Origin of the sequence: Clostridioides sp. ZZV15-6388 (assembly GCF_020657755.1) — a bacterium.
GTDB lineage: Bacteria > Bacillota > Clostridia > Peptostreptococcales > Peptostreptococcaceae > Clostridioides.
Genome location: NZ_JAGWCU010000004.1, coordinates 63,981 through 76,290 on the forward strand (window position 1 = coordinate 63,981; position 12,310 = coordinate 76,290).

The following is a 12,310-nucleotide window of genomic DNA, read 5'->3' on the forward strand; positions in this document are numbered from 1 at the left end:
TAAAATTATGTAGAATTACAATGAAAAAAGAAAAACCAAACAAGATGGAGGGAATGAAAGTGAGTATGTTGAAAAAATTGTGTTCACTAGCTATGGTGGCAATTATAACTACAACACTTATAACAGGGTGTTCAAGTGGTAGTGGAAAAGATGCAAAAAAGGATGGAGAAAAAGAAAAGCTAGTTCTTTGGATGCCACCAGTAGAAGATAATATGAAGGAAGTTTGGGACCCTATTTTAGATAAATTTGAGGAAAAAAATAACTGTGAAGTAGATTTACAGATAATTCCTTGGGAAAATTATTCAGAAAAATTTGCAACAGCCATAAGTGCTGATGAAGGCCCTGATGTTGGGTATATGTATGCAGAAATGTATCCTCAGTTTATACAAAGTGGAGCAGTAGAAGATTTAACTAACTATGCAACTAAAGAAGATAAAGAACAATCTATTTACATAAAAACATCTGAAATGATGGGTGGAATGTATGGAATGCCATTCCAAGCAGCAAATCCAGGTGTATTATACTATAACAAAGATATTCTAGATAAGATAGGAGAAAAACCTCCTAAAACATGGGAAGACTTTAAAAGAATCTGCCAAAAAGCAACAAAGGATACTGATGGCGATGGAAAAGTAGACCAATGGGGATTAGCTCAAGGATGGGGAGCTAAAACTTTTGGTAACATGAACTGGAACTGGTATCCATATTTATGGCAAGCTGGTGGAGACATATTTAATGACGATTTAAAATCAGTTAAATTTAATGATAAGAGTGGTTTAGACGCGGCTAATTTCTTAAAAGAATTACAAGCATATGTACCTGAAGATTCTTTATCTAAAGATAGTAATGAAATGATAGAAAGTGTATTTGGACCAGGAAAAGCAGCATTTACTATAATGTTGTCTTCTGCTGCAACAAGTGTATTTGATAAGTCATTCCCAGATTTAAATTGGGGATTTGTAACTGGTTTAGAAGATAAGAAAGTTGCAACTTTTGGAGCAGTAGACCATTTATCTTTAATGTCATCAGCAAAAGATAAAAAACTTGCATATAAATTAATACAACATATGTTAAGTGTTGAATCAATGACAGAATTCCATAAAGCAATACCAAGAGCACCAATAACAAAAGGTGAACCATATCAAGGTGATGAAAGATTTAAAGAAATGGTTGAAAATGATAAGGATGTATATAGACCATTAGTAGTAGGACCACATGGTGTTGAAATATATGAATATTTATGGAAAGAACTTCAAACTATGATTTCAGGAGATAAAACTCCAAAACAAGCATTAGATGATGCTGCAAAATATTCAAATGATTTATTAGCACAATAAAAGTTTAAGGCTGTAAGATGTTATAAAATACTTTACAGATTAAAATTAGCATTGTATTTATAAGTACAATGCTAATATTTATATTGGAGAGGATAAAAATGAATAACTTAGTTAGAGAGTTTGAAGAAAATTCAACAAGAAAAAAATTAAAACTAAATATTAAACCATATATATACATATTACCATTGGGCATAATTTTAGTGGCATTTTATGTATTACCAATAATAATGTCAATATACTTTAGTTTTACAAAGTACAATATTATTAGTCCAGCAACATTTATAGGTTTAGAAAATTATAAAAAATTATTCACAGATGAAACATTAAAAGTATCTATTATAAATACAATTAAATTTGCTGTTGTAGTAGTACCTTGCCAGACTATTTTATCATTGATTTTGGCAGTTTGGATTACAGGAAAAGGAAATAGTAAAATAGCTTCATTTGCTAAAGGAGCTATATTTATACCTGTATTATCATCTATGGTTTTGATTGGTATGGTATGGAGAGCTTTATTAAATGGAGAAGGTTCAATTATATATCAATTATTAGGTGCTTTTGGAATAGAATCATCTAAACTTTTGGGTGATAGTAAGACAGCTCTTCCTACACTTATGTTTATATCTATGTGGAAAAACATAGGATATTTTATGGTAATTTATATTTCAGCTATAATGAATTTACCAAAACATTGTTATGAGGTGGCAAAGGTTGATGGAGCTACAAAACTTCAAGAATTTATGAAAATAACAGTTCCCTTACTAAAGCCAACTACAATAATGGTTGTGTTTTTAGGAACAATATGGTCGTTACAAGTGTTTGACTTGGTTTATACTGTGACAGGTGGAGGTCCAGGTATATCTACTATGAGTATAGTTATGCACGCATTTAACTTAAACTTTAAAAATTTCAATTCTGGATATGCAATGACTGTAGCAAATGTATTATTTTTGTTGATAGCAGTAGTTTCAATTTTACAAAATAAGCTTGTAAAACGAGACAGTTCAGATTTTTAGAAAGGTAGGTATAATATGAAAACAACAAAGAGATTATTGAGTGATGGGTTGCTGTTATTTATAGCATGTGCAAGCTTAGTACCATTTATATATATGTTGATAATATCATTAAAGGTAACATATAATTCGTACAATTTGGATATATCTTTTTCAACAGTAACACTTCAAAACTATATAGATATATTTACTAAAAAAGGATTTATGCAATATTTTTTAAACACAACTATAGTATCTTTTTCAGGAGTACTGTTAAACTTAGTATTTAGTACATTAGCAGGGTATTCTTTTGCGAAGATGGATTTTAAAGGTAGTGATAAGTTATTTTTATTTATGATAATGACTTTAATTATACCATCTCAAGTTACAATGATACCACTTTATATAATAATGAAACACTTAGGATGGATAAATAGCTATTTGGCTCTTATTATGCCAATACCAACTGCATTTGGTGTATTTATAATGAGACAAGCTATTTTAGGAGTACCAAAAGAACTCTTAGAATCAGCAAAAATAGATGGTTGTTCAGACCTTAGAATTTTAGTACAAATAGTGTTACCTCTAATCAAACCAGCATTAATTACACTAGCTATATTTACTTTTATGGGAGCATGGAATGAGTTTATGTGGCCTCTTATAGCAACAACTAAAGATGCAATGAGGACATTAACAGTAGGGCTATCCACTCTTAAGACATTCCAGATAACGAATTATGGACAAATGATGGCAGGAGCAACAATAACATTTTTACCTCCATTTATTTTCTATTTAATTTTACAAAGTAAATTTGTTGAAGGTGTATCTTTATCTGGTATAAAAGGTTAAATAGTCTATTTTAAAAATACAAAATAAAACTTATAGATGCGGAGGAAATTAAAACATGGAAATTTCATATGTATTGAAAGATTGCACATTTAAACACAATAAATACTCAGTTATAGAAGCTGAAACTTGGGAACATAAGGATTTAAATATTGTAGTAGCTAGAGGTGAAAAATTTGCCTTTCAAATTATGTTGAAAGCTACAGAAGAATTTAATTGCACAATTGATGGTAGTAGTGCTATATCATGGAAAGGCTTGGGAAATAGAGTAAGATTAGGACTAAATGTGTCTGATGGATTAGAAAACAATTTTAGTATAAATATATTAGGGTATGTTCAAGATGATACAAAAGCATTTGTAAATGATGCTATTTTGAGAGATAAAGATGTGCTAGTAGAACAATATTTGCCTCAAACGTTTTGGATTGAAGGGCAAGTACCTGAGGCTTTTTTAGGAAATAACTTTAATATAAGTATTGATATATTTAAAAGCTTTGGATATGAAGATGAAGAAAAAATTTGTACAGTTGATGTGCCAATAGAAGTAAAAAATGTTGTGTTAAAGCCTTTAGACGAAAGTAAATTCTTTTTAGATTTATGGCAACATCCAAGTTGTCTAGCTAGAATGTATAAAGTTGAATTGTGGTCTGATATACATTTTGAGATAATAGATAATTATCTCAAAGAACTAGCATCTTTAGGAGAAAAAGTTGCAACAATTATAGTTTCAGATTATCCATGGGCAGGTCAAAGTTGTTATAAAGTTTATAAAAATCCATCAAACTTATACGAATACAATATGGTGGGTGTATCAAAAGATTTAGATGGAAATATCAAGTGTAATTTTGAAAGCATGGACAAATATATAAGTATAGCTAGTAAGTACAAAATGGCTCAGGAGATAGATTTATTTGGTCTGTTGGGTAATTGGTGTGCTGGAGAGTTTGGAAACCCGATAGAGGGCTACAAAGACCCTATAAGAGTAAGATACTTTGATGAAAAAGACAAAGTGTTTAAATTTATAAATAATACAGATGATTTAAAAGCGTATATAGGATTAGTATTAAATCATTTAATAGAATGTGGTCTATGGGATAGCGTCAGAATTATAGCTGATGAACCAAATAATCCAGAGGTCGTAAAAGAGTGTATCGAATTTATAAACTCTACTGTAAGTACTCATCAAGTTAAATATAAATCAGCAACTCATGACCAAAACTTTTTAGATAGAGCTAAAGATGAAGTTGATGATATGTCAATAAATTTAAAACTTACTATTCAAAATTATAAAGATATAGAAAATCTAAAGAAAAAAATGCATGATAAAGGCGGAATATTGACTTGGTTTGTTTGTTGTTTCCCAGAAAAACCAAATAGTTTTATAAGTTCTCCTTTTGTAGAAAATAGAATAATAGGGTGGTATACTTATTATTTTGGTCTTGATGGATTTTTAAGATGGGATTATAATTTATGGACAGAAGACCCTTGGAAAGACGCAAGTTATAAATTCCCTATTTGGAAAGCTGGAGATATGTTCTTTGTTTATCCTGGAAAAGACTTAAAGCCTGTTAGAAGTGTTAGAATGGAAAACTTAAGATTTGGCATACAAGATTTTGAGTTATTCACCATGTTAGAAAAAGAAAAGGGAAGAGAATATATAGAAGTTGAGCTTATGCAAACTTTGTTAAATAAAAAAGAAAATGCTGAAATTAAAGGTTTTGGAAATATAGAGCTTGGATATTCACTAGATAATTGTGGATATGATAAGATAAAAAAACAAGTTTTAGATTTGTTAGATAAATTATAAAAAATATAAGGCATTATATCAAGAAATAATCAAAATTATTTTAAGATATACTGCCTTATATTTTTTTTAAGTATATTTAAAATAAAATTTATAAAGAAGTATAATTAAAGATAACATGATATAATTTAATTTGTTATAATAGGGTACTAATGATATTAAAGCTTCTATAGATAGACTAAACTTAGTAAAGTAATATTATACAAAAAATAAGTTAGGGGGAGAGGAACATAAAAAGAATAGGTATTAGTATAGCAGCCTTTTTGAGTATAGTTTTTGTTGGCGTTTGTTTTGTAATAAGGGGAAATAGTGATACAGTTACAATGCAACGAGGAATAAATATAGGAAATTCATTGGAATCACCAAAAGATTTTCCTTGGGATGTTAAAATGTCAAATAAATATTTTGATGATATAAAAAAGGCAGGTTTTGATACAGTTCGTATACCAGTAAGATTTTCTGATTACACCTCAGATTCTAATGATTATAAAATTGATGAAGAATTCTTCAAAAAGATTGATGGGCATATAAAGTATGCATTGGATAAAGATTTAGTAGTTGTGCTAGATTTACATCACTTTGAAGAAATTATGCAAGAACCACAAACTAATAAAGAAAAATTTTTAAAAATATGGCAGCAAATAGCTAGTAGGTATAAAAACTATGATAAAAACTTGGTATTTGAATTATTAAATGAACCTAAAGAAAGTTTGTCTTCACAGTTACTAAATGAATACTTTGAAGAAGCTATAAATATAATTAGAAAAACTAACCCTAAAAGGACAATTATAGTAGGTCCATATAATTACTATCAAATTGACTATTTAAAGGATTTGAATATTCCTAAAAATTCTAATATAGTAGTTTCATTTCACTATTATGAACCAAATGATTTTGCATTCCAAGGAAATATTTATCATAAAGGGTTTGAGCACTTAAGTAATATTACTTGGGAAGGAACAAATGAACAACTTGAGTATCTAAAGAAAAGATTTGATACAGTAGAGAAGTGGGCTAATAAAAATAATGTAAAAGTTTTCTTGGGAGAGTTTGGAATAACAAAAGAGGCACCAGAAGCTTCAAGAGTAGCTTGGATAAAAGCAGTAAGAGAAGAGGCTGAAAAACGAAATTTTTCATGGGCTTATTGGGAACTTGCTTCTGGATTTGGAATATATAATCAAGTTGAAGGTACTTGGGATGAAGATATATTGAATGCACTAATAGGAAAGAGGTGATTTGGTGAAGAAAAATTCAAAAAAGGTACTTATAACCTTAACTATTATTACTAATATTATATATATATTGTGGAGAATTTTTTATACAATACCCAAAGAAGAAGGGGCGTTTGCATTAATTTGTGCGATAATACTACTTTCAGTGGAGCTAATAGGAATGATGGAAATGTTTGTACATTATTATGGAATGTCTAATATTGAGTATCCTGAAAAGCCAATTATAAGTGAAGAACTTTATCCGCATATAGATGTATTTATTGCAACATATAATGAGTCTGTTGATTTGGTGAGAAAAACAATAAATGGATGTCTTCATATGCAATATCCTGATAAGAAAAAGGTGCATATATACATATGTGATGATGGTAATCGTGAGGAAATGCGTCTTCTGTCAGAAAAAATGGGTGTCAATTATATAACTCGAACAGAAAGAGAAGGAGCTAAAGCTGGAAACCTAAATAATGCAATGCAACAGACAAACTCTCCTTTAATTGCTACGTTTGACGCAGATATGATACCTATGCATGATTTTTTAATTGATACAGTACCATACTTTTTAAAAAATGAGCAAGCTAAAAAAGATGGAGAAAAAGAACAATACGAAAAGATTGGTTTTGTGCAAACACCACAAAGTTTCTATAATCCAGATTTATTTCAATTTAATTTACACTCTGAAGGTAGAATACCAAATGAACAAGATTATTTTTATAGAGATATTCAGTTAGCTAGAAATAAAACCAATTCTGTAATTTATGGTGGTAGTAATACAGTTATTTCAAGAGAAGCTTTAAACGAAGTTGGAGGATTTTATACTTTTTCTATCACAGAAGATTTTGCAACAGGGATTTTAATCCAAAGTAAAGGATATAGATGCTATGCTATTCCAGAGGTACATGCATCAGGATTGTCTCCAACAGATTTAAAAAGTCTTATTAAACAACGTGAAAGATGGGCACGTGGATGTATACAGACGGGCAGACGATTAAATATTTTGTTTAGAAAAGGTTTAGGATTTTGGCAGAAAATAAGTTATATTTCTTCAATTACTTATTGGTATGCAAGTATAAAGCGCTTTACTTATATAATGGCTCCCATTTTATTTTCAGTCTTTAATGTAATTGTTGTAAAATGCACATTACTTCAAGTATTGATATTTTGGTTGCCTATGTATATTTTAAGTAGTCTATCTCTTAAAATATTTTCTCAAAATATAAGAAATACAAGATGGACTAACATATATGAAACTATAATGTTTCAGTCTTTAATGCCAGCAGTAATACTTGAAACATTTGCAATATCTAAGAATAAGTTTTCAGTGACTAATAAAAATAAAGCAGAAGAAAAAAGAATATATAAGGTCTTGCAGGGAGTACCATATTTTATCTACATAGTGTTATCTATAATAGGAATCTTAAAGATGTTTATATCAATATTTAAAATGAATTCAATGACATACTCAGTTGTACTGTTTTGGTTAATTGGAAATCTTTTTAACCTTATTATGGCAATGTTGTTTATATCAGGAAGACAGCAATTGAGAAAATCTGAGCGTTATGTTGCTGAAATTGATTTTAAACTAAAGCAAAATTCGTACATTCTTTCTTCAAAAACGATTGATATATCAGAAAATGGATTTGCATTTTTGTTGGAAAATCCAGAGTATATTTCTCCAGAAGAATTTGAGATAGAGTTTAGAGAAAAATCAGGAAATGAAATATATATAGCTAGTATGAAGGCAAAAATAGTTAATGTTGTGGAAATAAACTCGAAATGGAAGTATGCATGTTACATTACACACATTGAAGATAATCAATTTGATAATTGGATGTGTATTGTTCATGATAGGATACCTACTTTGCCAATGACAATATCTAATCAATTAGGTTTTTTTGATGACTTGCAAATTAATGTAAAAAAACGTATTGAAAAATCCAAAACTTTATCGCGAAGAAGTCCAAGAATTAATACAGATTTTGAACGCACTATAGAAAATATAGGTAAGGTAAAACTGGTAAATTTTAATTATCAGTATGTATTACTAAGTTTTGAAAATAAAAATATTTATCCTCAAAAAATAGAAATAGAACTTAATGAAGATATTATACTTGAATGTGATTTATGTGAAGGTAAAGCTGATGTGAGAGGTGTTCTATACAAGGTAAATAATATTGATAGTATAATGCAAAATTTATTTTTAAGAGAGGAAATGATGGAGTGGATATTACAACATAAAACAATTATAATTTCAAAACCTAATGAAAAGAAAGACGAATGCACAGATGAGTTTGAGCCCATGAAATATATTTAGGAGAGATAAAATGAAAATTTTAAAAGTGTTTTTGTGTTATTTAAAATATTTTATTTTAGTGTTTATTTTTTTTATAAACAGTATTTTTATAAGTTCAGCAATAAGTAATAAAAATTTAGATTTATCTTTTAAAAAGGTGGAAAGTAATTTAAGTGCTAACATTATACATGAAAATATGAGCATAAAAATAGAGACAGAGAGTTCTAAAAATAATAAAGAACGTTATCTATATATTTATAAAAATATAAAAGAGGACTGGAATGGATTCCATAATTTTTATATTGAGATTCAAAATAAAAATAAAAGTTCTCAGCGAATTAATTTAAATATACAAAGTAAGGATATGCTTGACTTTAAGTTAAAAGAAGGTAGCGAAATATTTATTGAAAATCAAAATATAATATATTCAGATAAAATAAAAGATGGATGCATAGATATACCAGGTGAGTTTGAGGGAAAAATTTATGTAAATTTTAGCAGTTTTATAAATGATAAAAATAATGTCGTGTTAGATTCAAATGTGCTATCAGATATTAATGGGTGGGGAATTACATTTATTCCATCTAATGAAGAACATAATGTTATTACAATAAGAAAAGTATCTTTACTTTTAGAGGAGCAACTTGAATCCTTGCATAATATTAAAATAATTGGTGATGAAGAAGTACAAATACCTGTATTGGGTCAAAGTATAAGTCAATATAAAGTGTCAGGACTAGAAAATAGTTCAAAAATTAAGTACTCATTTGTAGAAAAACAAAACAATGTAAATATATCTCAAGAAGGTAAATTAACATTAAATAATGAAGTACAACCTGGAGAAATTATTTTACAAGTTAATGTTGATGACAAATTTAAAGTTGGAAAGAAGATAGCATTGACTCAGTCTTGGAGTATTAATCAAAAAGATAAAGATGGTGTTCCATATACTTTAGTAGCTCCTAAACAATCACCAACAGTACAAAATATGAAAACAGTAAATTTTATAAATAACAGTTTAAATTTTATTCGCATTTTATTTATATCCTTAGTAGTAATATGTTTAGGTATATACTTATATTGGAAAAAATACTCAAAAACTGAGTAAAGAGAGGAGGTATAGCATGTTATTTTCAAGTTTGATTTTTTTATTTTATTTTTTGCCAACAACTCTGGTATTATATTATTTATTTAGATTTAATCGGACAATCCAAAATATGATATTACTTATTGTTAGTTTATTTTTTTATGCATGGGGAGAACCGAAATTTGTTGTTATTATGATAGCTTCGATAATAATGAACTATATATTTGGTTTACTAGTAGATAGATACAGAAAAAGTAAAGGAAAAGTAAGGCTTATTTTGATTTTGATGTGTATATATAATATAGGTGTTCTATTTATATTTAAATATCTAGCTTTTGCACTAAGAAATATTAGTTCACTTATTAATACAGAACTTGCCATTCCAAGTATTGTTTTACCTATAGGTATTTCATTTTTTACCTTCCAAGGAATGTCTTATGTTATAGATGTTTATCGTAGACATGGAGAAGTTCAAAAGAACCCTTTTTATGTAGGATTATATATAGCTTTTTTCCCACAATTAATAGCAGGACCTATAGTTAGATATGAAAGTGTTGCAGAACAAATTCATAACAGAAAAGAAACATGGAATAAATTTTCTATTGGAACCTGTAGGTTTATAACTGGTTTAGGTAAAAAAGTATTAATTTCTAATAATATGGCAATAGTAGCAGATTATATTTACACTATGAATAGTCAAGGTTCAATAGCTGCATCGTTGGCTTGGCTTGGTTCAATAGCTTATACTTTACAAATATTTTTTGACTTTTCTGCGTATTCGGATATGGCCATAGGTTTAGGTCTTATGTTTGGTTTTAAATTTGAAGAAAACTTTAATTATCCATATATTTCAAAATCAATTTCCGAGTTTTGGAGAAGATGGCATATTTCTTTAGGAATGTGGTTTAAGAGTTATATATACTTTCCACTTGGTGGTTCTAGAGTTTTAAATAAAGACATTATGATTAGAAATATGTTTATAGTATGGTTATTTACTGGAATATGGCATGGTGCAGAATGGACATTTGTGATTTGGGGGATTTTGAATTTTGTTTTTTTAATTATAGAGAGATTTATAATGTTTGAAAAGATTGAAAATCATAATCTCATAAAACATATCTATACTTTACTAGTAGTAAACTTTGGATGGGTACTGTTCAGAGCTCCAAATTTAAATGAAGCATATAACTATTTTAAAGCTATGTTTGGTGCAAGTGGAGTTATATGGAGTGACTATACATATATGTTCTTGAAAGAATACTTGATTTTCTTTATATTTGCATTTATTTTTAGTGTACCTATTGCAAAGAAAGTTAATAAATTTGTTGTTGAACATGCTAAATACAGTACATTATTTAATTTATTTTATCCAATTTGTTCTATTTTATTGTTCTTTATTTCTGTGACATATTTAGTAACTGGAAGTTATAATCCATTTATTTACTTTAATTTTTAGCTGAGGAGGAAAAGTATGAATAGATTTTTTAAAGTAAGGCTAATAACTACAATTATATTCTTAGTTGTTTTATTCACCTTCTCTATCTCTAATATCTGTTATTCTGGAAAAGATATGATACAAGAAATAAAAAATTCAATTAATGATAAGAATAGTTTAAAGGATACTATATCGTCTATTGATAATACAGTAAATGACAAAGTGATATATAAAAATACTTTTATTGAAACTTATGGATATTTACAAAAACTAATGGGTAAAAATGAATTTTCAAAGTTTAATGTTGTGAAAGATACTTCTGGAAAAATGCATTACACATATTTTGCTAAATCTCCAAATCAAGTTGATGTATTGGTAGATAGAGTAAGTAAGTTCTCTAAGGAAATGGATAAACAAAATACTAAATTGGTTTATTTAATGACTCCAGATAAATATATAAAAGGAGTGACACAGTTTCCTAAAGGCATACCTTATTCCTATAGTAATGAGACAGCAGATAATTTTTTAAATGAGATAAAAAAGGATAATGTTGACTATATAGATTTTAGAGAAAATATTTTAAAAAGTGGTATTTCAAAAGATGATTTATTCTTTAAAACAGACCACCATTGGAAAGTAGAGACTTCGTTTTGGGCATTTGGAGAATTAATTGAACAGCTTAATAAAAAATATAATATGAAATTAGATGAAAATTATTATTATAGAGATAAAGAAAACTATAATTCGATTGTATATCCTAGGTCATTTCTTGGTTCTATGGGAAGAAAGACAGGAGTTTTATATGGTGGGATAGATGATTTTACACTAATTTATCCTAAATTTAAGACGAATTATACATACTATACAGATTCTAAATCTCAAAAATTTGAATTAAAAGGAAGATTTGAAGAGAGTTTGATATTATCATACCCTTTTAATGCTGACCTTAATTTAATGGATGGACAATCAGATAAATATTTTACATATTTATTGGGGAATCGTCCACTAGTTAAAATTAAAAATATAGAAAATCCAGAAGGATTAAAAGTGTTATTTGTTAAGGACTCATTAATTGTACCAACAGCAGCATTCTTTTCTTCTGTTTGTTCAACTATGGATATGATAGACCCTAGATATTATGATGGAGATATATTAGAATATGCAAAGTCTCAAGATTATGACTTTGTTTTTATATCTGTATATCCTCAAAACCTTACAAAAGAATTTTTTCCATTTTGTAAATAAAATAAAAAATAAATGGCTAACTTTGTACTATGTCAGCCATTT

General features: G+C 28.1%; 9 protein-coding genes. All 9 read left to right on the forward strand.

All coding sequences use genetic code 11. The annotated features are described in order from the left end of the window. Positions 1-20: 20 nt before the first annotated feature. The gene (locus tag KGF48_RS04005) at positions 21-1,337 is read left to right on the forward strand and encodes an ABC transporter substrate-binding protein (protein WP_413894782.1); all 1,317 of its coding nucleotides are present in this window, start codon (positions 21-23) and stop codon (positions 1,335-1,337) included. Positions 1,338-1,435: 98 nt separating this feature from the next. Beyond that, entirely contained in the window at positions 1,436-2,353 is a 918-nt protein-coding gene (locus KGF48_RS04010; protein ID WP_227839420.1) for a carbohydrate ABC transporter permease, read from the forward strand. Between the two features lie 15 nt (positions 2,354-2,368). Continuing rightward, complete coding sequence (locus KGF48_RS04015) at positions 2,369-3,178, forward strand: carbohydrate ABC transporter permease (RefSeq protein WP_227828137.1); 810 nt, start codon at positions 2,369-2,371, stop codon at positions 3,176-3,178. 55 nt (positions 3,179-3,233) lie between these two features. Then, the gene (locus tag KGF48_RS04020; RefSeq protein ID WP_227839419.1) at positions 3,234-4,982 is read left to right on the forward strand and encodes a DUF4091 domain-containing protein; all 1,749 of its coding nucleotides are present in this window, start codon (positions 3,234-3,236) and stop codon (positions 4,980-4,982) included. 260 nt (positions 4,983-5,242) lie between these two features. Beyond that, entirely contained in the window at positions 5,243-6,214 is a 972-nt protein-coding gene (locus KGF48_RS04025) for a glycoside hydrolase family 5 protein (protein WP_227839418.1), read from the forward strand. A 4-nt stretch (positions 6,215-6,218) separates the two neighbouring features. After that, positions 6,219-8,522: a glycosyltransferase gene (locus KGF48_RS04030; protein WP_227839417.1), complete on the forward strand. Its 2,304-nt coding sequence runs from the start codon at positions 6,219-6,221 to the stop codon at positions 8,520-8,522. A gap of 10 nt (positions 8,523-8,532) precedes the next feature. Beyond that, a complete protein-coding gene (locus tag KGF48_RS04035) occupies positions 8,533-9,609 on the forward strand; it encodes a hypothetical protein (RefSeq protein ID WP_227839416.1) in 1,077 nt (358 codons plus the stop codon). Between the two features lie 16 nt (positions 9,610-9,625). Then, a complete protein-coding gene (locus KGF48_RS04040; RefSeq protein ID WP_227864711.1) occupies positions 9,626-11,044 on the forward strand; it encodes an MBOAT family O-acyltransferase in 1,419 nt (472 codons plus the stop codon). A gap of 15 nt (positions 11,045-11,059) precedes the next feature. Continuing rightward, positions 11,060-12,268 carry an alginate O-acetyltransferase AlgX-related protein gene (locus tag KGF48_RS04045; protein WP_227839414.1) on the forward strand — a complete coding sequence of 403 codons (1,209 nt, stop codon included), beginning with the start codon at positions 11,060-11,062 and terminating at the stop codon, positions 12,266-12,268. Positions 12,269-12,310 lie beyond the last annotated feature (42 nt).